The organism is Nitrospirota bacterium (genome assembly GCA_020846775.1).
Classification (GTDB): domain Bacteria; phylum Nitrospirota; class 9FT-COMBO-42-15; order HDB-SIOI813; family HDB-SIOI813; genus RBG-16-43-11.
In genome coordinates, this window is record JADLDG010000045.1 from 13,603 (window position 1) to 36,659 (window position 23,057).

Below are 23,057 nucleotides of genomic sequence, written 5' to 3' on the forward strand. Positions count from 1 at the left end.
CAGTCAGTCAGTCAGGCAGGCAAATAACGAATTAATAATCTCAATAATCAGTGAGAGGTAATGACATCATTGTCAAATGTAATGAAAACCATGCTCATGATAGTCTTGACTGCAGTTATTACAGTTCTGATTATGATCAGCGGCTATGAAATCTATAAGAGATTCTTCTGGTATGAAAAATGGAAATCGAATTATTCTGTAAATGGAGATTGGTATGGGATGATGACGATCCCCTCAAAAGATGAAGTCCTCATGTGGGAATACCGGCCATATGGAAGTTATGAAAATTCAAAACTTGGATTCAAAATAGAGACAAATAGATTTGGATTCAGGGATGAAGATTATGAAACTGTGGTTAAACCGGAAGATGTCTATCGGGTCGCATTTATAGGGGATTCGACAACATTAGGCTTCAAGGTTAACAAGGATGATGTTTTCGTAAAACAGTTCCAAAATCTTGCTAACAATGCAATGCCGGACGGAAAAGTTCAGGCCTTGAATTTTGGGATTGATGGCTACAACACGATCCAGATCCATGAACTTTTAAAAACTCGGGTTCTTGCATACTCACCGGATAAAGTGGTCTATATGTTAAATTTAAATGATTTCGATCTGTGGAATGCATCGGGAAACAAGATATTATATTTCAAAAAACCTAAACTATTTTTTCTCAGAGAACTCTACAGAGTCGTTACAGAATGGAACTTAGGGAATAAGTATGATTACTATCACCTCTATTTCAATAGAAACAAAGATACAGTATATTCTCATATTTTAAAGATGAGAGACCTGCTGGAAGAGAAGAAGGTTAAGTTTTTAGTGGTGATCCTGCCAAGTTACGAATATGATTTTAAAAAATACGAATCAGCAGATTTGAATGAAATGATCAGAAGCTATCTTACTTCAAATAAGATAGAGGTTTTTGATCTGCTGCCTGAGTTTATCAAACAGGATAAATTGCCATCATTCTATATGGTAGAACCTGACGACCATTGGCATCCAAATAAGGAGGGTCATAGGGTCATTGCACAAGGTTTATTTAGGCCCATACTGTCTGATCGTCTCTCTAGAGATTAGCAGCTTCTTTGTTTGACAATTGATGCTTAAGGACACCAAATCAGGAGGGACATAATTATGAATTCACCTGCGGTAAAACCCATGAAGGATAGCGTTCAGCCCTCTCTTTCACTGACCAGAAAAATCCGGTTAGTCTGTTTACTTGCGGTCAATCTCTACATCGTTGTTCATGTAACTCTCTGGTATGGATTTGACATCAAACCCTGGGGTAAGACAGCTATGACGGGTGTGCCGGCGCTGGTTCGGGGAAACATCAACTCGGCGGCAATAATGGTCTTACTAATTATCGCATCGGTCTTCATCTGGGGCCGTGCTTTCTGCGGCTGGGCCTGTCATATTCGTGGAATCCTTGAGTTTTCTGACTGGGTAATGAGAAAGCTTAAAATCGAAGGATATATGAAGCTTCGCCGAAAGAACGTATTGTTAAATACAAGATATCCCTGGCAGTTGCGATTAGGGGCTTTCGGTATCCTCTTGATGCCGGTTATGCTTTATCTGCGGAGATATTCTTATATGTTTACATTTGACATGAATTCACCGCCGCCGTGGACTGACATGCCTGGTAACAAAGGCCTGCTTTTCGGTCCCTATGCTCCCTTTAACTTAACATTGTCAGCCACTTTTCTGGATATCTTCTTAGTTGTGGCACTGACATTAGTAATTGTCTTTACAGCCACCTTTTTCTTTAATTATTTCTACGGTCAGGCAGCTTTTTGCCGTATTCTATGCCCTTATGCCTTTATGCTGGCTATTTTTACAAACCTTAATCCATTTCAAAGCAAGATCACCAGAGTTGGCCAATGTACAGGGTGCAGGAAGTGTGCTACTTCATGTCCACAGGGAATTGACGTCAGCCGGGAAATTTATCACTATAAAGGCAAGGTAAAAAGCAGGGAATGTGTCAAATGTTTTACATGTGTAGATATCTGTGAATATGGAGTCTTGAAGGATACCTCAGCGCATGCTGTACCTCAGGCAAAACCTCGAACCGAGTATGACAAGACCCCATGGCATAATGAATTCCAGCATGTACAGTCGATAGAACCTGTTGGCCAAATATTTGATTTTGTATCTGTAGTCCTGGCTTTATTGTGTGGCGCTGTAGCGTCACGTCTGGGAGGGTTCTGGTTCTTCGTTGGGACAATCGGAGGTTTCCTGGTTATCCGCTTAACTATCCGCTTCCTCGATGAGTGGGTCCGGGGGACATCGAGGATTCCTCAGGAGAAATAAGAGGCTGAAATGTCGAATGCGATCTTATTTATTGTCTGTCCAAAGGCCCTGTTAGGTTTTCTTGAACCGTAATGACTCGTTTGCCGAACACCCTGTCTTTTTTGGTGCCGGGAGGGGGAATCGAACCCCCATGGGGTTGCCCCCGCGGGATTTTGAGTCCCGTGCGTCTACCTGTTTCACCATCCCGGCCATTAATATCATAATAACGTCCAATTCCGCATTACATATTCTAATAATTGTCATTAAAAGTCAAGGTTGACGAAGACTAAAATGAGGGGCGGCTGTACCTTGCTTTTTTATTTTTACTATGCTATAAGAAAAGCACACAGTTGAGCTCTACTTGATTGAGTGGGCGGTGGTTATGCCCACTTTTTTTTTGAAAAGGGAGGAAAAGATTCTCAATGAGCAGAGAACTAATTAATGTTATAGAACAGATTGGTAGGGAAAAAGGGATTAGCGGGTCAATTATTCTTGATGCCGTAAAGGCAGCTCTGTTATCAGCAGCAAAAAAGCGTTTTGGGGTCGCAGATAACATTCAGGTAGAGATAGACCCTAAATCCGGGGAGATACAAGTTATTTTAATCAAGAAAATTGTGGAAGAGGTAACGAACCCTAAAGAAGAGATATCTTTCGAGGAAGCAAGGGTGATGGATAACGAGGCCGAGCTTGGAGATGAGATTGGCGCCTTGATTGAGATAGGAGATTTTGGCCGGATAGCTGCTCAGACTGCAAAACAGGTTATATTTCAGAAGGTCAGAGAAGCGGAATGGGATACTGTATATAAAGATTTTATAGACAGACAGGGAGAGCTTGTCCACGGAGTAATTTTAGGGCACGAAAACAGAAATTATATTGTTGATCTGGGAAAGACAGAGGGACTTCTTCCTGCAAAAGAACAGATCCCCAGGGAAACATTTAAGCGAGGGGATAGGATCAAGGCATTCCTGCTGGAGGTAAAGCCTTCAGCAAAGGGGCCGCAGCTAATACTTTCCAGGAGTCATCCTAATTTTGTAAGCAAGTTATTTGCAACTGAGGTTCCGGAAATATATGAGCGGATAGTAGAAATCAAAGACGTTGTAAGGGAGCCGGGAGACAGGACAAAGATATCAGTGTCATCCAAGGATTCTGCTGTTGACCCTGTTGGTGCATGTGTAGGAATGAAAGGGTCCAGGGTACAGGCAGTTGTGCGTGAATTAAGAGGAGAGAAGATAGATATTATTCCATGGTCAGACGATCCGAGGGTATTTATTGCCGAAGCCCTTAGTCCTGCTGTAGTTGACAGGGTTGGAATAAATGAAGATGAGAAATCAGCACTTGTAGTAGTAACAGATCAGCAGCTTTCACTGGCAATAGGTAAAAAGGGTCAGAATGTCAGGCTTGCAGCAAAGCTTACCAACTGGAAAATTGACATAATCAGTGAAACTGAGTATGAACAGACGCGCGCAAAGGAGAAGGAGTCAGAGATTTCAGAGAGTGTGGCGAGGGAGATGGAGGCAGGACGGGAGCTCGTGAGTGAGAATGTCGGGGATGTTGAAAATATAGAAGAGACTTGATAGTTTACACTAATGAATTTATCGTTTTCGGTAAACTAAGGAGTGAATACAAATATGAGTGGTAAAAAGGTTTTTGAATTAGCCCGTGAATTTAATATGAAAAGCAAGGAACTCCTCGATATCCTGAAGAGTCTCGGCATAGCTGCATCAACCCATATGTCGGTGCTTGATGAAAGCTCTATCGCCCTTGTAAGTGCAAAGTTAAACAAAACGGCAGATGGCATAGGGAAGGCTAATGAGTCGTTTAAGGAAATAAAAGGTACTCCTAAGACGATACTGATAAAGAAAAAAGCTGCTGCGCCTTTGCCTGAAGAGATCCTGCCGGCTGCTCCAGTTGAGGAGGCAGCGAAAAGTACAGAGAAAAAGGGCAGTCAGGAGTTAAAGGAAGATGATAAAAAGCTTGAAGAGAATGTAATCAGAAAATTAAAGGAGTTTAGGGAACTCGGGGTATTAAAGGAAGATTTTCAGGCAGGGCAAACTGTTTCAGCGCCCGGCGAACAGGTCGTTGCTGCTGATGTCAATCCACTGCCGGAGATTAAGGAGTCACTTGCCCAGCCTGCTGAAGATATTCCCATTGCAGAAGAAACACCTGTGATCGTTAAACCAGAAGAAGAAAAAACTGATATTAAAGGTCAAAAGAAGAAGGGTATTAAGGTTATTGCGGGTGAGGTGGATGAAGACCTGGTAATTTCTCAGAAATGGAAGGGTTTTAAGGTCATCCCCAAAAAGGTTAAAAAATTTAAATCAGCTGCTACCGACAGAAGGGCCAAGGGGAGCCTGCAGGCCGATATAACAAAGCCAAGGAAGAAGATTATTAAACTGTATGAAGGTATCACTGTAAAAGAGTTTGCAGACTTGATAGGCCACAAGTCGAATGAAGTAATCGCCAGGCTGATAGAGATGGGGATGATGGTTCCGGTTAACAACCCTATTGATGTGGATGCTGCCGTTCTGATCGCAGACGCCTTTGGGTTGAAGGTAGAGATAGCTGCAGAGAAGAAACTGGAAGAGTACATAGAAGAGGTTGAGGATGTTCCTGAAACATTACAGGCTCGTGCCCCTGTTGTTACAATTATGGGTCATGTTGACCATGGTAAGACATCTCTTCTGGATGCAATAAGGAAGACACGGGTCACTGAAGGTGAAGCAGGAGGCATTACACAGCATATTGGCGCATATGTTGTAGAGACAAACGGGAAAAAGATTGTATTTCTGGATACTCCCGGTCATGAGGCATTTACTGCTATGCGTGCACGCGGTGCAAAGGTTACCGATATTGTTATCCTGGTTGTAGCTGCAGATGATGGTATCATGCCCCAGACCATTGAGGCTATAAATCATGCGAGAGCGGCTAACGTGCCTATTATTGTTGCAATAAACAAGATTGATAAACCTGGTTCAAGTCCTGAACGAATAAGGCAGGAGCTGACAAAACATGGATTAGTACCTGAAGAGTGGGGAGGACAGAATATCGTTGCCGAAGTATCGGCAAAACAGAAGACAGGCCTTGATCATCTTCTTGAGATGATACTTCTTCAGGCGGAGGTGCTTGAACTGAAGGCTAACCCTGACAAAAAGGCGAGAGGAGTTATTCTTGAGGCCAAGCTTGACAAAGGAAGGGGCCCTGTTGCCACGGTATTAGTTCAAAACGGGACTCTCAAGCAGGGAGATCCATTTGTATGCGGAACTTTTTTTGGAAGGGTCAGGCTGCTGCTGAATGATGTTGGAAAGCCGTTGCAGATTGCATATCCTTCCACTCCTGTTGAAGTTATAGGATTGTCAGGGGTTCCCCAGGCAGGTGATACATTCGTGGTTGCCGAGGATGAACAGATCGCAAGATCTATCGCCACTGACAGACAGCAGAAGCAGAGGGTTGCCGGACTCGAGAAGGCAAAGAAGGTTACACTTGATGAATTATACAGTCAGATAAAGGATGGTGTTGTCCGTGAGCTGAAGATAATTATAAAGGGAGATGTCCAGGGATCTGTAGAGGCCGTCAATGAAGCGCTGGAAAGACTCGGAACTGACGCAGTTAAGGTCAGGGTTATTCATGGCGGTGTTGGAGGGATTACAGAAACAGACGTAATGCTTGCGGCTGCTTCCAATGCCATAATTGCAGGATTTAATGTGAGACCGGAACCCAAGGCAGTAACTCTTGCCGAAAAGGAAAAAGTTGATATCCGTCTCTATAACATTATTTATGATGCAGTGGCAGATGTTAAGGCTGCGATGGAAGGACTCCTCGAGCCTACTCTAAAGGAGCATATAAAAGGCCGGGCAGAGGTCAGGGAGGTCTTCACTATCCCCAAGATCGGGAGCATTGCAGGGTCATACATCCTTGATGGGGTCATATCAAGATCAACTACAGGTGTCAGATTGATACGGGATAATGTTGAGATTTATAAAGGTAAGATCTCGTCGCTGCGGCGTTTCAAGGATGATGTTCGCGAGGTCCAGGCGGGCTATGAGTGCGGCATTGGGATTGAGAATTTTAATGACATCAAGGTGGGAGATATCATAGAGGCATATGTTATAGAAAAGATTGCGGGAAAATTATAAGACAATTAAAGTATATTTTCTGATAATTATTTTTTATTATGATTGTGGGCCTGTGTACTGTCGAACTTTTTATTCCAGATAGCGGTTCTCTGAAAGGAAAACGGCAGGTTATCAAGAGTATCAAAGACCGTATCAGGCAAAAGTTTAATGTTTCAGTTGCTGAGATTGGTGATCAGGATCTCTGGCAGAGAGCGGTTTTTGGAATTGCCTGTGTTGGGAGTGAAAAGAAGTTTGTCAATGGCGTGCTGGATAAGATAATTGGTTTTATCTCTGAAGAACACTCCGTAGAATTGCTGAAACATAATATAGAGTTTGTGTAAATATTTATTATATGAGATGCAACAGTATAAACGGACAGACAGGATAGGTGACCAGATCAGGGCCGAAATCGCGGATATTATTGCGAGAAAATTAAAAGACCCGAGAGTTGGTTTTGTCACAGTTACGTCGGTTGATGTGAGTGATGATCTCAGGCATGCAAAGGTTTACATAAGCATACTTGGAGATGAGAAAACACAAGTAGAGACAATGAAAGGACTCAACAGCGCATCTGGTTATGTAAGGGGAGAGATAGGACGGAGGATAAAGATTAAGTTTACCCCGGATATAGTATTCAGATTGGATAACTCTCTTGAAGAGGCCGCCCACGTCCTTGATATCCTGGATCATATTAAGAAAGAGGATGAAAATTGAGCATTGATAAGATAATAGAAACGTTTAAGAAAAAAGAGAGTTTCATGTTAACTACCCATATGAATCCTGAGGGTGATGCCATTGGTTCAACACTTGCGCTTGCCCTTGCCTTGTTGTCGTTAGGTAAGAACGTTACGATCAATACGCTCGATCCTGTTCCAGGAATTCTCAGGTTTCTCCCTTCAAGTGACAAGGTTCATCAGGTCAGGAAAGTTGACCGGCGGTTCGATGCCGTAATTGTACTCGACTGCGGTGACCTTGAAAGGGTAGGTTTTTTAAGCAAAGACAATATACCTGCAGATATCCTGATTAATATTGACCACCACAAGACTAATCCCTGCTTTGGGACGATAAACCTCGTGGAAGAGGCAGTTGCCTCAGCAGACATTGTATATACCATCATAAAGAAGATGGGAATACCGGTTACACCGGAGATTGCAATATGTATTTATACCGCGATAATGACTGAAACGGGTTCGTTCAGGTATACCAATACTACGGATCATACCCTCCGCGTAGCAGGTGAAATGATCGGCTACGGCGCTAATCCGGCGGAGATTGCTGATAAAGTTTATAACAGAAACAGCATCGGCAGACTGAGTTTGCTCGGACTTGTACTGTCAACGCTTAAATTGAGCGAAGACGGAAAGATTGCGTGGATTACTGTTACTGAAGAAATGTTTAAGGAAACGGGAACATCAAAAGAAGATACTGAGGACCTGATAAACTACCCGAGGTCTGTAGAGGGTGTTGAGGTAGCGATTTTATTCAGACAGTCAAAAGATGAATGGAAACTGAGCTTCCGGTCAAACGGAAAGGTTGATGTGGCATTAGTATCCCTGGAGTTTGGCGGCGGCGGGCATAGCATGGCGGCTGGCTGTTTATTAAAGGGTTCATTTGACGAGGTTAAGAAGAAGGTAGTAGGGAAGGTGGCTGAGGCCGTTGGAAGGGTTGCTCATAATAAATAAACAAAAAGGCTGGACATCTCATGATGTCGTGGCTAAGTTGCGCAGTATATTGTCAATTCAGAAGATAGGTCATACAGGTACTCTTGATCCGGATGCTACAGGTGTTCTTACTGTGTGTATTGGCAGGGCAACGAGGCTCGCCCAGTATACAAATGAGTTTGATAAAGAATATAAAGTTGTTATGAGATTAGGGATTAGCACAGATACTCAAGATGCTGCCGGCAGGGTAATTAAAGAAACAGCGGAATTTAATATAAGCCTGGAGCAGATAGAAGAGGCATTCAGGAAGTTTACCGGTAAGATTAGTCAGGTGCCGCCGATGTATTCGGCAGTTAAAGTTAAAGGGGTTCCTCTCTATCGTCATGCACGCAAGGGGAAAGAGATTACAAGAGAGCCGCGTGAAATCAATATCACTGAAATAAAACTGCTCGACTACTCCGGAGAGTTTGCAGGTTTTGAGGTAACTTGTTCAAAGGGGACATATATAAGGACGCTCTGTGCTGACATCGGTGATTTCCTTGGAGTGGGCGCACATATGTTCAGTCTGGAGAGGACAAGGTCTGGGGATTTTTCTATAAAAGATTCCATCACGATAGATGATGCTGAAGGACTTAATCGAGCTGATAGACTTGAGACGAAGCTGAGAAGATTGGAGCAGATTACCGGGTGGATGCCTTCGGCAACTATAAACAGTTATGGTAATTCATTGGTAAGAGACGGCAGGGCCCTTGACATGGAGGCTGTTGAAGGTATAAAAGGGGATTTTTCCCGTGATGATACTATTGCAGTTGTAGACAATTGCGGCGTTCTAAAGGCCATAGGCAAGGCAATCTGCGGCAGTAATGAGGTCAGGTATGGCAGCAGTGAAAAGATTGTTAAAATTGAGAGAGTTTTGTTATAATTACACAAATTATTTATTCATGAAGGAGGCAAATAAATGAGTCTGGAGAAACAGGAAAAACAAAACATCATAAAGGGATACAGCATTCATCCCTCTGACACCGGATCCCCCGAGGTGCAGGTTGCCATATTGAGCAACAGGATAGCCTATCTGACTGAACACTTTAAGACCCACAAGAAAGATCATCATTCTCGTAGAGGTCTCCTAAAGATGGTAAATCAGAGGAGGAGACTTCTTCAGTATCTGCAAAGGATAGATGCAGGCAGATACAAAGAGTTGATTAAAAGGCTTGGACTGAGAAAATAGATTACCTTACAGGGGGAATACAATAATGATCCAGAAAGTAGAAGCTGAAATTGGTGGAAAGAAACTGATCCTTGAAACAGGGTGGATGGCAAAACAGGCTGACGGCGCTGTTGTTGCAAGGTATGGTGATACTGTGGTGCTGTCAACAGCCGTCGCCTCTAAACAGATCAGGCAGGGGATAGATTTTCTTCCTCTTACGGTAGATTATCAGGAAAAGTCATATGCTGTAGGGAGAATCCCCGGCAGCTTTTTCCGCCGGGAGGGGAGGCCGACGGAAAAGGAGACACTTACAAGCAGGCTCATAGACAGGCCCCTTAGACCCCTGTTTCCAAAAGGGTATTACAATGACACTCAGATTATTTCATATGTCCTTTCAGCGGATTTCGGTTATTCATCAGACTTGCTGGCAATTACCTCTTCGTCTGCCGCTATTTATGTATCAGAGATACCTTTTAATGACCCTGTAGGCGCAGTCCGTGTCGGTCATATAAACGGTGAGTTCATAATAAACCCGGGATTTTGCGAGCTGGACAACAGTGACCTTAATCTTGTTGTTGCCGGTACTCGTGATGCCGTAATGATGGTTGAAGGCGGAGCAAAGATGATGCCTGAAGAGATTATTCTTAAAGGCATTGAGCTCGCACACGCAGAAATTCAAAAACTTATAGATGCACAGATTGAATTGAGAAGGCTTGTGGGACGGGAAAAGATGCAGGTCGTGATTAGTTCTGTTGATGATAATCTTGCAGCTGATATTGAGAAATTATCTCTTGACAAGATTGTAGAAGCACTCGTAATTCCCAATAAGACACAGCGTCAGGCCACACTGGATGCGATTCTCGATGATGTCATAGTCCAACTGAATCCTGAGGGAGCAGAGGGAGACAAGAACAGGGATATCAGGACTGTCTTTCACAAGATTGAAAAAAGAGAGATGAGGAAGATGATTCTGCACAAAGGGATTAGGGCAGACGGCAGGGGACCTGCAGATATCAGGACTATAACATGTGATGTCGGTATCCTTCCAAGGACTCATGGTTCTGCCCTGTTTACAAGAGGCGAGACACAGAGCCTTGCAGTCGTAACCCTTGGTACGGCAGATGATGAACAGTTTGTGGAAGCCCTGGAAGGTGAGTCTACGAAGGCATTTATGCTTCACTACAATTTCCCGCCTTTCAGTGTGGGCGAGGCAAGACCACTTCGCAGTCCGGGACGGAGAGAGATCGGGCATGGTGCTCTGGCTGAGAGGGCGATTAAACCTATTATTCCAGGTAAAGATGTATTTCCATACACCCTCAGGATTGTCTCCGATATCCTTGAGTCAAACGGTTCTTCATCTATGGCCACAGTATGCGGTTCTTCACTTGCGTTGATGGATGCAGGAGTGCCAATCACCGCTCCGGTTGCAGGGATTGCAATGGGGTTGATCAAAGAAGGGGAGGATGTAGAAATATTGTCAGATATACTGGGGGTTGAAGATCATCTTGGCGATATGGATTTCAAGGTTACCGGTACGGCTGATGGTGTGACTGCCATACAGATGGATATAAAAATTGCAGGCATAACAACAGAGGTTATGGGCAGGGCCCTTGAACAGGCAAGGAAGGGGAGGCTTCATATCCTGGAGAGGATGATAGCAGCTATTTCTGTTCCGAGGGAAAAGCTATCTGCTCACGCCCCGAGGATCTTTACTATGAAGGTAAAGCCGGGCAGGGTAGGTGAGGTCATCGGGCCGGGTGGGAAAATGATCAGAAGTATTATCGAACAGACAGGGGTTAAGATAGACATAGACGATTCAGGTTTGATAACAATCGCATCAGTTGATGAAGAGGCTGCAAATAAGGCAATGGAGATAATAGGAAAGATTATAGAGGAAGTTGAAGTCGGAAAGATATACCTTGGAACTGTCAGAAAGATCATGGATTTCGGGGCATTTGTTGAGATACTTCCGCGTACTGACGGTCTTGTGCATATATCCCAGCTTGCTGATTTCAGAGTGAACATTGTCACTGATGTCGTACATGAGGGTGATGAAATCCTTGTCAAGGTGTTAGAGATAGATAAACAGGGTAAAATACGCCTCAGCAGGAAGGATGCTATGAAGGAAAGAGGTATTAAGGACGAGAGAAGCGAAGCTTAAATGAGAGATACTGCGTTTCTGAAGGAACACCTTGACAATGGAATACGGGTAGTAGCAGAGCGTATTCCTTCTGTTAAATCCGTATCACTTGGTATCTGGGTTCGCGTAGGTTCAAGAGATGAAGAGACAAATTATGCAGGAATCTCTCATTTCACAGAACACATGTTTTTTAAGGGAACGGCCCATCGTTCTGCCCACGATATTGCCCTCGAAATGGATTCGCTTGGCGGTGAGTTGAATGCCTTTACAACCCGCGAGACAACTACATTTTATGTGAAAGTCCTGGATGAACACATAGCCAAGGGCATTGAGATCATATCAGATCTGTTTTTGCACTCCTCTATGAACAGGAAGGATATGGAGAAGGAAAAACAGGTTGTTCTCGAAGAATTAAAGATGGTAGAGGACGACCCTGAGGATTATGTTCATGATATGCATGCGAGACTGGTGTGGGATGGAAATCCACTTGCAAGACCGATTGTTGGAAGCGTTGAAACTATCAAAGGATTAAACCGCAATAGTATGCTTGATTTCATAGGACGACATTATCACCCGTCCAACATTGTCATATCAGCTGCAGGAAATTTTGAGTTCTCAAACCTTCTGAAGCATCTAAACAGGAATATCGGAAAAATGAGGCGGAAAGTTACTGATAACCTGAGGACAAAGCCAGATCTAAAGAGCGGCATAGTGGTTAAGAACAAAAGTATTGAGCAGGTACACCTCTGTCTTGGCACACTCGGGCTGCCGCAGAATGATAAAAAGAGATATGCATTGTATGCGCTTAATGCGATACTTGGCAGCAGCATGAGTTCGAGGTTGTTTCAGGAGGTAAGAGAGAAACGGGGTCTTGTATACAGTATATACTCCTATCTCTCGTCTTTTACTGACAGCGGAGTTATTAATATTTATGCAGGCACCGGCAAGGAGTCACTTTCAGAGGTACTTGAACTAATACTCAAAGAGATAAAGAAGATACTAAGAAATGGCATTTCACGTAAAGAGATGAACAGGGTCAAAAACCAGATGAAGGGAAACCTCCTGCTGGGACTGGAGAGCACAAGCAATCGAATGAGCCGTATTGCACGGGATGAGATATACTCCGGCAGGTTTTATACGACTGATGACATAAATAAAGAGATAAACAGCATAACACCTTCACAGATACAGAGGCTTGTAAATGACCTGTTTAAGCCTGATTACCTTTCTCTTGCTATTCTTGGTCCGGTGAAGAAGGATGTTGTGTCACGCGATCTTCTGAGAATCTGAAAATATGGTGCAGGTAATTGAAGATGTCTTTCTCATCATACCTTCTGAGCCGCAGGCTCATTACCCTTACGTTCTGGCTGATCTTTATATCTTCGATATCGTATCCTTTAGTTGCTAATGCCAGGACGGCCCCCGATATACCCCTGAACAACCGGACATATAATTACTTAGAGATACTTGAGGCCCGTGGTTTTATAAAATCAGCCATACTGTCAACCAGACCCTTCAGCAGGGTAGAGGGGAGGAGGCTTACAGATGAGGCCTTAATGACATGGGATGACCTGCCTGATGACAGCAAAAATGAGATGCAGGATATACGACAGATGCTCGATAAACTGGATAAGGAGTTTATAGAGCTGAAAGAGCAAAATGCCTCAGATATGTTTTTCAAGCCTGTTGATACTGTGTATCTTAAATATACATACAGTGATGATCACCCTGAGTACTTTAATACGAATAATTATGGTAATGATATTAGAGCGGGGAATAATGTCATAGCCGGTATGTCTTCATATTTGAGTATTGGTGACCTAATATCAATCTATCTTAATCCTGAGTTCAGGGGATGGGAAGGTGGAGCTGAAGGTAAAGTCATAACAGGTTATGGGATGTTTAACGCAGCCAATATTGAACTGGCGGCTGGAAGAGAGCCTCTCTGGTGGGGGCCGGGTTATCACGGAAGTCTTTTGCTAACGAATAATGCAAGGCCGCTTGATATGATAAGGATTACGTCGCAGAGTCCATTCATGCTTCCGTGGATATTAAGAGGATTGGGAGGATTCAAACCAACTCTTTTTTTGACACAATTAGAAAGCGACAGAGATATACCTCATGCAAAGCTGCTGGGTATGCGTTTTGATTTCAGGCCATTGTCATCATTCAGATTTGCATTGTCCAGGGTGATCATGTTTGGAGGTGAAGGGAGAAAGAGTCTTAGCATCTCAGACTGGTATAAGATCCTGGTTGCAAATGATAATACCGAACATGCATGGTCTGGTTCAGGTATTGATAATAATCAGATAATGTCGCTGGATTTCTCGGTTATGATTAATAACCTCGAAAGGTCATGGCTGTTTTCCGGTATGGAATTATACGGAGAAATCGGTGCAGAGGACTCTTCTGGCAATGGATGGCCTAAAGAAAAGGCATATCTTGCAGGTATGTTTGTTGACGAACCGGCATCCATTGATAATACGAACCTAAGATTAGAATGGGCTACGACAGCAGCAAATACCAGCTATAATACATGGTATACCCATGGACTGTATAACTCAGGGTACACCTATGATGGAAGAATCATCGGACATCATATGGGGGCAGATGCAGAGGATATATTTGCGAGAGTGGAGTACAATCCGGACATCAGAACCAGTATAGGTCTTGAGACAGATTTTGAAATCAGGCATGTACACGCTGATCCGCCAGATAAGACAACCTGGACCGGGATTGACGTGAGGTATCAGTTAACTGATACCTTGGGAGTCAGCGCCGGTTATGGTGTGGAAGATGTGAGTGATGCATCTCATTTTGCATGGGTCAGGATGGACCAGACTTTTTAGAGAATTTAATAATGATATTATGAAATATCTGGCTGGGGGACGAGGGGTCGAACCTCGATAAACAGATCCAGAGACTGTTGTCCTGCCATTAGACGATCCCCCAGTTTACGCTGAAAAACACCCATCTGCGGCGTCAGGAGTTTTGTTTTGAACCTCGACGTACAACACAGTACGCCTCAGTTCAAAACAAAACTCCTTCCTTGCATATGGGTATTTTTGAGCGTAAACTGAATAGCTGCATAATCTACTTCTTTAATATCAGGCTATTCGTAGGTAACGACTTTACAGAAAAAATACCTTTATGTCAAGAGATGGAGGATTAGCTATACTTTCTTTATCCATGGTACATGGACTTTCCCACAAGAGAGGTGGATAACTTGTGGATAAACCCCTGTATAATACCCTCTATCCCCCTTGAATATTGATGTGTGTGGTTAATGCCTATTATTTAGTCATATCAAATACCCTGATATATCAATAAGTTGTATGCATCTAATAAGGAGAGTATTTGAAACATCCAATATGTAGTTGTATTTATAATTTCTCCACAAGATACTTCGTGTAACCATCCAATACAGTTATTTCCTTTTAAATAAATGTGTGATAAACTACCCCCATTTTGCAGAAGGTATGAAATATTACAGAGGTGATATATAATGCGTCTCATGACAAGAAGTTTTGATAATTTACCGGCTGATGCACTTGGGTATACGGTCTATGCGGTTTCTACAACAAAGCCTCAACGACACAGGGAGATCACGATTCTGTGGCTTTTTACTCCAACCTTCGATGCGCAGATTGAATATAACAAAACCAAGGATTCCAGGAAGCTCAATGAAAGGATGACTGTAATTCTTAAACAGCGTGCGTCAGTAATTGAAGACTGGGTTAAATCCAATTCCAATGCAAAGATATGTCTTGTATGCTGGGAGAATGTAAATAGCTGTCACAGAAAACTTGTTGCAGACGCAATCAGGGACGCAGGTGACAGGGCGGGTGTACAAGTTACGGTTGAGATCGGTTAATGTATATTAATAAAATGGAAAACAAACCTGTTGACCACGAGAAAGATATTTTAGACATAATCCTCAATGTTAATAAGTCTCTTTTCTCTACGCTCGAGACAAAGGACTTATTGTTCCTTATTGTTCAGAAGATATCAGAAGTTGTTCCTGTTACAAGATGCTCTATAGTTAATGTTGATAAGGATAAAGATATAGGTAATGTACTTGCCACATTTGAAGACGCTGCCCTTGATTCTATAACTTTAGACCTTAACAAGTATCCGGAGATAATTAGAGCTGCTAAAGACGATAGCATTGTATATATAGGGGACGTAGGAACAGATCCAACTCTTATCGCCGTAAGAGACAAGATTCTATGCCTGGGTATTAAGTCAATTATTATAATGCCTATACATTATTATGATAATGATAAAGGTTCACTTTTTCTAAGGACATCAAAAAAGGGTGGCAAATTCAGTGAACATGATTTAAAGCTCTGTCAGGTAATAATAGATGGCGCCGCAGTTGCCCTTAAGAATGCCCATTTATTTAATGTTTTGAGGGAAGAGAAGCTGCTCCTTGAAAAATTGGTAATCACAGATGATCTTACACGATTATACAACCACAAATATTTTGTCCGGAGACTTGATGAGGAGTTTAAGAGGGCTAAAAGATATAGCAGTCCCCTGTCATGCATGATGATTGACCTTGATAACTTCAAACGGGTCAACGATACTTATGGACATCAGGCAGGAGACAAGGTATTGAAGGATGTAGCAAAGGTACTGAAGAAGAGTGTCAGGGAAACAGACATTATTGCAAGATATGGTGGTGAAGAGTTTTCTGTTATCCTTCCCAATAGCATAAGGGAGGATGCATTGAGATTGGCGGAACGTATTTGCAGGTCTGTCAGAAGTTTTGTTTTTGATTGCATTAAAGAGGGTGAGAATATAACAGTCAGTATAGGTGTAACGACTTATCCGCACCCGGATGTAACAGATTTTGAAAACCTCATCAGAAAGGCTGACAATGCCTTGTATAAAGCCAAAGAGGGTGGAAAGGACAGGGTTGTCAGTTTATGATACTGCCTGTCATTTCGCTTCGGCCGCAGTTTCCTTCTTAGCCGGTTCTTCTCCTGATTTGTAAATATCAATGATACTGATTACTTTAATATTTGCAGTTTCAAGGGCCTTTTTTATCTGAGCCATCTTTGCATCTTCCACCTTGACTATATAATTGATCGTTGCCATTTGTCGCCTCCGTATGGAATTATATTTCCTGATGATGTAGAATGTAGCAATATTAAAAATTGTTGTCAATAAATTATAAGGACATCAGGCAACCCTTTATCTACCAGGGGTTATACTTTATATTAGCCTTAAATTATGATTAGAATTATACCCGCTATTTTTGTAATCCTGTTATTTATTGATAACATCGCACTTGAATCTATTGAGTTTGTCAGGTCTCCTTATCTGAAAAACATAATGTCATGGTTGAGTTACCTTGGCCAGGGTTGGGTTCAGGTTGTTGTTTGTTTTATTCTAATTGCCATTGGTCTGATAATAAAAAAAGATGAGAAGATAGTAAATGCAGGCAAGAGGGGGATTTACGCAGTTGCCGCATCAGGCCTATTGAGTCAGATTATAAAACACATTATTGGCAGACCTCGTCCCAAGGTATTGGAGGCACTCGGATTTACCCTTGGTCCTTCAATCTTGCCGGGATTTGACTCATTTCCATCAGGACACGCAACCTCAGCTTTTGCGTTTGCATATACCTTGTCAACATTCATTCCATGGATGAGATACCCTCTCTATGGATATGCTCTGCTTGTCTGCATTTCGAGGATTTATGTTGGCGCCCATTTTCCCTCTGACGTCTTTGCCGGGATCCTGCTTGGGATCTGGATAGGACGTATGGTGGCGACCAGGGGATTAGATGACATGAAGGAAGTGGTTAAGAAGTATGGTCCGCCTGTAGGAATAGCTGCCTTCAGCTTTTTTATTATGTTTTATAATATTGGTTCACCAGGTCTCTTCGATGTTGATGAGGCAGTTTATGCCGAGGCATCAAGGGAGATGATTGTAACCGGGAACTGGATTACACCGCAGTATAATTATTCTAACAGGTATGACAAACCTGTCTTATTTTACTGGCTGATGGCATCAGCCTTCAGTGTCTTCGGCATCACAGAATTTGCCGCACGTTTCTGGTCTGCCGCATTCGGCGTTCTCCTCACACTGATGTGCTACTATATACTCCGCTGGCTTGGACATCCTAAATGGGGTGTTATAACGGCTGTCATATTCGCCACATCTATCGAAGTAATCGTTCTTGCACATGCATCTATAACAGATATGACACTGGCATTCTTTATAACCTCTGCATTATTCTGCTTTTTTCTTGGATATATTAGAGGCAGTGCTGAAAAAATCCCCTGGTGGTACATGGGTTTCTATTTGAGTATTTCCCTTGCCGTCCTGACAAAAGGGCCAGTAGGAGTTGTCCTTCCGGGAGCCATTATCTTTATATTTCTGATCCTGAGAGGGGATTTCATTTCTACTTTAAAAAAGATGCATCTTGTTTCAGGTGTATTAATCTTCCTGGTTGTTGCCCTTCCATGGTATATAGTTGAGATACAGATTAACGGATGGGAATATATTGACGCTTTCTTTATAAAACACAATGTCACCCGTTTTACCGGTGTAGTCTCAGGACATCGTGGATCTGTCTATTATTTCATACCTGTCATACTGTTTGCCTTTTTCCCGTGGAGTGCCTTTCTGCCTCAGGTCTTATATAAGTATTTTCCTCGTTCCAGAAAGCGGGGTGTAATTGAGGCCAGTGATTCTGTCATGTTATTTTCTATCATATGGTTTCTCGTTATCTTCATCTTTTTTTCAATATCCAGGACTAAGTTGCCAGGGTATATTGCACCCCTATCGGCACCGCTTGCCATAATGGTTGGGAGATTCTGGTATGGATATATTTACCCTGTATGTCACCCTGAACTTGTTTCAGGGTCTCTTGGGGAGGGGATTCTGAAACAAGTTCAGAATGACAGGGATGGGGTATTTTCAGGTGCAAGATACTTGAAATACTCATTCGCATTCATGATAATTCTATCGTTGTTTATTGCCGCGGGCGCAGGTTTCCTGCCAAATTACTTAGCTGATTCCAAGGTTGTGCTGAAGCAGTTTCAGGAGCCTGTTGAGTGGGGATATGGCCTGTATTATATAGCTGGTGTTGTAGCCTCAGCTGCAGTTCTTTTTCTATTAGCATTGTGGCGTAACAGGAAGGGTTTAGCATTTGGAATCATGGCAGGTATGGTGACAGTGGTTTCATGTATTCTTTTTAGCTTTGTAACTCCGGTTGCTGATAAATATCTTCAGTCAACATTAAGGGACTTCTCACGGATAGCATCTGCACAAATGGGTGCTGAAGACAAGCTTGTTGTTTATGGCCTTAATAAACCAAGCATATTGTTTTATGCTCAACGGCCTGCTACCATATTGTTGGCGAAAGAGGGGGACAAATTGAATGATTTAATAGAAGCACCTGAAAGGGCTTTTATTATTTCAAAAACGTCCGGGATAGGAAGTCATGCAGGACATCCCAACCTGTATGTCATGTATGAGCAGAGAGGTTATACGCTGGCAACTAATAAACCGCTTAAAAAATGAGCAATGAGTATGAAGAAGCTATGGGTGGTATTTTAGAGTGAACAGCCATTAGCCCGGGTTAATAAGGAAATTTCGGATGAACCGTCATGAGCCGCGGGTTCACAAGGGTGCTTGAAAAAAAAACCTTTATCCCCCTTTTCAAAGGGGGAAATTAATTACCCCACTTTAGAAAAGGGGGGTCAGGGGGGATTTGAAAGGCTATTTCGAGTGAACATACAAAAGGATAAGATGGATAAAGATCAATACGAATTATATATTTCAGTTGTCATCCCTGTTTATAATGAGGCAGAGAATATATCAAGACTTAACTCATCGCTGCTAGCTGTCCTGCATAAAATGGGCAGGCCATTTGAGATTATTTATGTGGATGATTGCAGCACGGATGAGACATTCACCTTGCTTAAGAAGATTTGTTCTCAACATGAAAATATCAGGGCTATAAGACTCAGGAGAAACTTCGGGCAGTCAGCTGCCATGTCTGCTGGCTTTGACATTGCGAGGGGTGAGATAATTGTAGCCATGGACGGAGACATGCAGAATGACCCTGCAGATATACCGGCATTACTATCCAGGCTGGAGGACGGATACGATGTTGTAAACGGCTGGAGAAAAGACAGGAAGGACCGCCTCTTCTCAAGAAGGATCCCCTCGGTGATTGCAAACTGGATAATCGGCAGAACAACAGGTGTAAAATTACACGACTATGGATGTTCACTCAAGGCTTACAAGGCAGAGGTAATCAAGAATGTCCCGCTGTACGGCGGTTTGCATCGTTTTATTCCTGCCCTTGCAAGTATTTATGGGGCAAGAATTACTGAAATGGCAGTCAATCACCACGCAAGGTTATATGGAAAGAGCAAGTACACACTTTCACGCGCATTCCGGGTATTGATAGATCTCATATCCGTTATCTTTCTAAAATTCTTTCTTGACAGACCTCTCCACATATTCGGGTGGTCAGGTATCTTATTGTTGATGGCTGGTACCGTAATTGATGGATATCTGGCATTTCAGAAGATTTTTTACGGTGCAAGTCTATCCAACAGGCCATTACTGCTGTTCGGGACTTTACTGATTCTTGCAGGTCTTCAGTTGTTCAGCATGGGTATACTTGCTGAGATTCAGGTGCGGACATATTATGAGTCCCAGGGTAAGCCGATCTACAGCATACGAGACAGGATTAATATAGAACCGGGCGGGTAGGCTGCCGCAGGGCTTTCAGCATTATCTCAGGAACCCAGGCTATGCCGGTCAGGAGATCCTGAAACAAAGCTGAAACTGCTTCAGCATATGGTTCAGAATGACAGAGTGGGGATGTTTTAAAAAAGGGAGTTTCTGCTGAAGAAGACGATTACAACTTTGCTGAAGGCAGGTGTCAGTATTGCCATACTTGTATACCTATTTCGTAAGATAGACTTTATCGAGGTCTGGAAACTATTCAAACATGTGAATGTAGAATATCTCCTTATTGCACTCGTACTTTATTTAATTGGACAAGTGATCTGCTCATACCGCTGGAAGCTGGTTGCCAGTGTCATGGGATTTCAAAACAGTTTCCGGCAATTCTTCACTTACTATTTTATAGGGATGTTCTTTAACCTGTTTCTTCCTACAGCTATTGGTGGAGATGTGGGTAAGTGCTATTACCTGTCTAAAGGGAACAAGAAAATCCTCAGGGCAGTTGTAACGGTGCTGGCAGACAGGGGAGCGGGGCTTATTGTATTAGTAATTATTGCCGGTATTTCACTTACCATGTTAAACGGGATCACACTCCCTTATTCATTACCTGCAGTGATATTAATGGGAAATTCACTCATTTTAGCCGGACTTGTTGTGCCTGTATTTGCCGGCAAATATCTCTCCAGTTTAAGCGAAAAGGTCTCTCTACTTTTAAACTATTGGAAAACCCCCTGGCCATTAATAAAGGCCATTGCAATATCTGCTATATTCCATACACTGATAATTATTATTCACATATTAATAGGACTATCTCTCGAGATGACTATTCCCTGGAGGTTCTATCTCTTTGTTGTACCTCTGGTAGTTACAGTGAGCATGCTGCCTGTGAGTCTAAGCGGTATAGGCCTGAGAGAAGGGGCTTACGTCTTTTTTCTTGCATTTGTAAATGTTCCGGAGACCGAGGCGCTGACTTTTGCCTTTGGTTGGTTTACAATACTTGTAATGTCAAGCCTGGCAGGCGGGATAGTATTTGCCATTCATTCACTCGTAAACAGTAATAAATGATCACTATTTGGTTCTCAGCTGCAGCAATAAAAGAAAGATCCCTATCGCCGCGTAACATGCAGCAAACTCACCTGCTGCCCCCAGCCCAAACCTGTTGGCAACGCCGGACATTGTGAGCGTATAGGCGTGTATAATCCCGAAGTATGATAATAGCGCTGCACTGAATGCCCAGAGGGATGCCTTCCAGTAATTCCTTTCTATCACGTGAACAGACATGGCTGCAAGTATCATAGAAGTGAATATGAAGCCCTGGCTTAGTGCAATAGCCCCTGTGATGGGCATAATCCCCTGAAACGAACCATTGGATACTGTGTTATAGAGATTGGTCCCTGAGGCTCGAAGGCCGGCATCCACCATATTCAATCCCCACGCAGCAAAGGCAGGAAACAACCCCATGGCAACTGCAAGTGCATGGTGTTTAGGCGTCTCCTGAAATGCCTGTGCAGCGATTATTATTCCTATCCATAACAGGATGCCTATACCTGCTTCAATAGGGATTATCTTAAGTACGGCATCCATTGTCCCTGTAAGGCAAATAGCGAGGATGAATATTCCATTTATAATTGAGTATCCCGTACGTGCACCAAGCGCCTTCCAGCCTGGATGACCTATATATATAGTAGTGGGAAAGCAGCTTCCAAGAAACGACGCAAGGACGGAACCGAGTCCGTTTACAAGCATAGATGATCTTGTATCGTATTTATCTCCGGCTGCCTCAGCGCTCTCGAGATTCTGCAGCGAGCCTACGACATTGAACAGGCCCATGGGAATAATGACAGACATATAACGCCATACATATTCACTTGTGATTAGACTTAATATGCTGTCAATAACAGGGACTGGAAGGTGCAGGCTGACCACAATGCCCTTACTCCAGTCAGGGTCAAAGTAGCCGCTGATGCCTGAAAGCTTCATTATCCATGCAATAGCCGTCCCGACTATAATAGCAAGCAGCCCGCCGGGAAGACCTCCAGGCATCCTTACGTGCGACATGTAGTAAAAAAGGATGATTGCCATAGGTACTAATGCCAGTGCAGGTTTTGCAAATATCTGAAATGTAAACTCCATTGATATAAAAGTTATGGCAATCCCGGCGAGTGTTGAAAGAAGTGCAGCCCTTGGTGTGACCCTCCTTATCCATCCTCCGGCGAAGGCGCCTGCAATCTCAATGATCCCGCTGAATAAACAGGCAGCTAATCCGATCTTCCATGTAAAGACCGGGTCCTTTGTCTCGTTATAAACAGGAGCCATTATGAAAAATGTGTAAGCGAACAGGCTGACAGTATTAATCCCGTAGGGAAGGGCGGTTACGTCATCCCTGCCGGTCTTCATAGCGAGCCTGCGAGCCTGGATTGAGTAGAATATGTTGCCGCCTATGATAGAAATGGCAGCGCCGGGAAGGATATATTTGAATATTATCTCTTCAGGAATACCTGCCACCCTGTTGGTCAGGGCAACGATAAGCATCAACTGGATAAGATTATCAATGGCAAGTCCAAAGAAACCATCAAGATCTTTCCGGACAAACCAGGGATATGAGGTTTTCTCAGCCATATTATGGCGATATTTATAACATATTTGTAATTATTCTTCCAGAGAGGAATAGCTGCAAGTGATACTTTACAATGCCCCGGTTTTGTATCAGGCTGGTTCTATTATGCATCTTAACGGATAACCTTCTTTTTGAGCCAGTGTGTGAGTCTGCTGTTGGCGAAGCTCAGCTTGCTCCAGCGACATGACAGCCACAACAGCTGACCCCTTGTGATGAACTTCCAGCATCAAACCTACAGCAGTCATTTTGTCTCTCTTAAAAACCATCATTAGTATTTTTACGACAAAATCCATAGTAGTTATATTGTCATTCAGAA

At 43.0% G+C, this 23,057-nt stretch carries 20 protein-coding genes and 2 tRNA genes; 17 read left to right on the forward strand and 5 right to left on the reverse strand.

Going from position 1 to position 23,057, the window contains the following annotated elements:
- Positions 1-60: 60 nt before the first annotated feature.
- Together IT392_07235 and IT392_07240 are read left to right on the forward strand one after the other, a co-directional pair.
- Complete coding sequence (locus IT392_07235; protein MCC6544282.1) at positions 61-1,077, forward strand: hypothetical protein; 1,017 nt, start codon at positions 61-63, stop codon at positions 1,075-1,077.
- A 57-nt stretch (positions 1,078-1,134) separates the two neighbouring features.
- Positions 1,135-2,307, forward strand: coding sequence for a 4Fe-4S binding protein (locus tag IT392_07240; protein MCC6544283.1), 1,173 nt, complete (start codon positions 1,135-1,137; stop codon positions 2,305-2,307).
- 102 nt (positions 2,308-2,409) lie between these two features.
- Here IT392_07240 and IT392_07245 read toward each other — a convergent pair.
- Positions 2,410-2,496: transfer RNA gene (locus tag IT392_07245), tRNA-Leu, on the reverse strand.
- 212 nt (positions 2,497-2,708) lie between these two features.
- Between IT392_07245 and nusA the strand changes: the two genes are divergently transcribed.
- The 10 genes from nusA to IT392_07295 are packed head-to-tail and all read left to right on the forward strand — an operon-like array spanning position 2,709 to position 14,255.
- On the forward strand, positions 2,709-3,860 hold the full coding sequence (gene nusA, locus IT392_07250; GenBank protein ID MCC6544284.1) for a transcription termination/antitermination protein NusA: 1,152 nt from the start codon (positions 2,709-2,711) through the stop codon (positions 3,858-3,860).
- 54 nt (positions 3,861-3,914) lie between these two features.
- Entirely contained in the window at positions 3,915-6,419 is a 2,505-nt protein-coding gene (infB, locus tag IT392_07255; GenBank protein MCC6544285.1) for a translation initiation factor IF-2, read from the forward strand.
- Between the two features lie 38 nt (positions 6,420-6,457).
- Complete coding sequence (locus IT392_07260; protein MCC6544286.1) at positions 6,458-6,739, forward strand: DUF503 domain-containing protein; 282 nt, start codon at positions 6,458-6,460, stop codon at positions 6,737-6,739.
- A gap of 16 nt (positions 6,740-6,755) precedes the next feature.
- Complete coding sequence (gene rbfA, locus IT392_07265; GenBank protein MCC6544287.1) at positions 6,756-7,112, forward strand: 30S ribosome-binding factor RbfA; 357 nt, start codon at positions 6,756-6,758, stop codon at positions 7,110-7,112.
- On the forward strand, positions 7,109-8,080 hold the full coding sequence (locus IT392_07270; GenBank protein ID MCC6544288.1) for a bifunctional oligoribonuclease/PAP phosphatase NrnA: 972 nt from the start codon (positions 7,109-7,111) through the stop codon (positions 8,078-8,080). Before rbfA ends, IT392_07270 begins: the two co-directional genes overlap by 4 nt.
- Positions 8,064-8,981 carry a tRNA pseudouridine(55) synthase TruB gene (gene truB, locus IT392_07275; protein MCC6544289.1) on the forward strand — a complete coding sequence of 306 codons (918 nt, stop codon included), beginning with the start codon at positions 8,064-8,066 and terminating at the stop codon, positions 8,979-8,981. Before IT392_07270 ends, truB begins: the two co-directional genes overlap by 17 nt.
- A gap of 36 nt (positions 8,982-9,017) precedes the next feature.
- The gene (rpsO, locus tag IT392_07280; GenBank protein ID MCC6544290.1) at positions 9,018-9,287 is read left to right on the forward strand and encodes a 30S ribosomal protein S15; all 270 of its coding nucleotides are present in this window, start codon (positions 9,018-9,020) and stop codon (positions 9,285-9,287) included.
- Positions 9,288-9,312: 25 nt separating this feature from the next.
- A complete protein-coding gene (gene pnp, locus IT392_07285; GenBank protein MCC6544291.1) occupies positions 9,313-11,427 on the forward strand; it encodes a polyribonucleotide nucleotidyltransferase in 2,115 nt (704 codons plus the stop codon).
- Positions 11,428-12,696 (forward strand): insulinase family protein, encoded by a 1,269-nt coding sequence (locus IT392_07290; protein ID MCC6544292.1) that lies wholly within the window; start codon positions 11,428-11,430, stop codon positions 12,694-12,696.
- 23 nt (positions 12,697-12,719) lie between these two features.
- Positions 12,720-14,255, forward strand: coding sequence for a hypothetical protein (locus tag IT392_07295; protein ID MCC6544293.1), 1,536 nt, complete (start codon positions 12,720-12,722; stop codon positions 14,253-14,255).
- 29 nt (positions 14,256-14,284) lie between these two features.
- Here IT392_07295 and IT392_07300 read toward each other — a convergent pair.
- A tRNA-Gln gene (locus tag IT392_07300) sits at positions 14,285-14,358 on the reverse strand.
- A 553-nt stretch (positions 14,359-14,911) separates the two neighbouring features.
- Between IT392_07300 and IT392_07305 the strand changes: the two genes are divergently transcribed.
- Positions 14,912-15,280 carry a hypothetical protein gene (locus tag IT392_07305; protein ID MCC6544294.1) on the forward strand — a complete coding sequence of 123 codons (369 nt, stop codon included), beginning with the start codon at positions 14,912-14,914 and terminating at the stop codon, positions 15,278-15,280.
- Positions 15,280-16,341 carry a sensor domain-containing diguanylate cyclase gene (locus IT392_07310; GenBank protein ID MCC6544295.1) on the forward strand — a complete coding sequence of 354 codons (1,062 nt, stop codon included), beginning with the start codon at positions 15,280-15,282 and terminating at the stop codon, positions 16,339-16,341. The genes IT392_07305 and IT392_07310 overlap by 1 nt, the downstream gene beginning before the upstream one ends.
- 9 nt (positions 16,342-16,350) lie before the next feature.
- Here the strand turns inward: IT392_07310 and IT392_07315 are convergent, their stop codons facing one another.
- The gene (locus IT392_07315; GenBank protein ID MCC6544296.1) at positions 16,351-16,509 is read right to left on the reverse strand and encodes a hypothetical protein; all 159 of its coding nucleotides are present in this window, start codon (positions 16,507-16,509) and stop codon (positions 16,351-16,353) included.
- Between the two features lie 135 nt (positions 16,510-16,644).
- On the opposite strand from IT392_07315, the gene IT392_07320 reads away from it, so the two are divergent.
- The 3 genes from IT392_07320 (at position 16,645) to IT392_07330 (ending at position 21,189) form a co-directional block, all read left to right on the forward strand.
- On the forward strand, positions 16,645-18,945 hold the full coding sequence (locus tag IT392_07320; GenBank protein ID MCC6544297.1) for a phosphatase PAP2 family protein: 2,301 nt from the start codon (positions 16,645-16,647) through the stop codon (positions 18,943-18,945).
- A 228-nt stretch (positions 18,946-19,173) separates the two neighbouring features.
- On the forward strand, positions 19,174-20,148 hold the full coding sequence (locus IT392_07325; protein MCC6544298.1) for a glycosyltransferase family 2 protein: 975 nt from the start codon (positions 19,174-19,176) through the stop codon (positions 20,146-20,148).
- Positions 20,149-20,304: 156 nt separating this feature from the next.
- A complete protein-coding gene (locus IT392_07330; protein MCC6544299.1) occupies positions 20,305-21,189 on the forward strand; it encodes a flippase-like domain-containing protein in 885 nt (294 codons plus the stop codon).
- Between the two features lie 3 nt (positions 21,190-21,192).
- Here IT392_07330 and IT392_07335 read toward each other — a convergent pair whose 3' ends face one another.
- Both IT392_07335 and IT392_07340 read right to left on the reverse strand, forming a co-directional pair.
- Positions 21,193-22,743 (reverse strand): NCS2 family permease, encoded by a 1,551-nt coding sequence (locus IT392_07335; GenBank protein MCC6544300.1) that lies wholly within the window; start codon positions 22,741-22,743, stop codon positions 21,193-21,195.
- An 87-nt stretch (positions 22,744-22,830) separates the two neighbouring features.
- Positions 22,831-23,057 (reverse strand): ATP-dependent Clp protease adaptor ClpS (locus IT392_07340; protein MCC6544301.1); only part of this gene is annotated, 227 nt, incomplete at its 5' end.

What these genes read in the sequence shown, in the direction of transcription:
- IT392_07235 (MCC6544282.1), top strand. Translation starts at nt 61, where the DNA reads ATGACATCATTGTCAAATGTAATGAAAACCATGCTCATGATAGTCTTG.
- IT392_07240 (MCC6544283.1), top strand. Translation starts at nt 1,135, where the DNA reads ATGAATTCACCTGCGGTAAAACCCATGAAGGATAGCGTTCAGCCCTCT.
- nusA (MCC6544284.1), top strand. Translation starts at nt 2,709, where the DNA reads ATGAGCAGAGAACTAATTAATGTTATAGAACAGATTGGTAGGGAAAAA.
- infB (MCC6544285.1), top strand. Translation starts at nt 3,915, where the DNA reads ATGAGTGGTAAAAAGGTTTTTGAATTAGCCCGTGAATTTAATATGAAA.
- IT392_07260 (MCC6544286.1), top strand. Translation starts at nt 6,458, where the DNA reads ATGATTGTGGGCCTGTGTACTGTCGAACTTTTTATTCCAGATAGCGGT.
- rbfA (MCC6544287.1), top strand. Translation starts at nt 6,756, where the DNA reads ATGCAACAGTATAAACGGACAGACAGGATAGGTGACCAGATCAGGGCC.
- rpsO (MCC6544290.1), top strand. Translation starts at nt 9,018, where the DNA reads ATGAGTCTGGAGAAACAGGAAAAACAAAACATCATAAAGGGATACAGC.
- pnp (MCC6544291.1), top strand. Translation starts at nt 9,313, where the DNA reads ATGATCCAGAAAGTAGAAGCTGAAATTGGTGGAAAGAAACTGATCCTT.
- IT392_07290 (MCC6544292.1), top strand. Translation starts at nt 11,428, where the DNA reads ATGAGAGATACTGCGTTTCTGAAGGAACACCTTGACAATGGAATACGG.
- IT392_07295 (MCC6544293.1), top strand. Translation starts at nt 12,720, where the DNA reads ATGTCTTTCTCATCATACCTTCTGAGCCGCAGGCTCATTACCCTTACG.
- IT392_07305 (MCC6544294.1), top strand. Translation starts at nt 14,912, where the DNA reads ATGCGTCTCATGACAAGAAGTTTTGATAATTTACCGGCTGATGCACTT.
- IT392_07310 (MCC6544295.1), top strand. Translation starts at nt 15,280, where the DNA reads ATGTATATTAATAAAATGGAAAACAAACCTGTTGACCACGAGAAAGAT.
- IT392_07315 (MCC6544296.1), bottom strand. Translation starts at nt 16,509, where the DNA reads ATGGCAACGATCAATTATATAGTCAAGGTGGAAGATGCAAAGATGGCT.
- IT392_07320 (MCC6544297.1), top strand. Translation starts at nt 16,645, where the DNA reads ATGATTAGAATTATACCCGCTATTTTTGTAATCCTGTTATTTATTGAT.
- IT392_07325 (MCC6544298.1), top strand. Translation starts at nt 19,174, where the DNA reads ATGGATAAAGATCAATACGAATTATATATTTCAGTTGTCATCCCTGTT.
- IT392_07335 (MCC6544300.1), bottom strand. Translation starts at nt 22,743, where the DNA reads ATGGCTGAGAAAACCTCATATCCCTGGTTTGTCCGGAAAGATCTTGAT.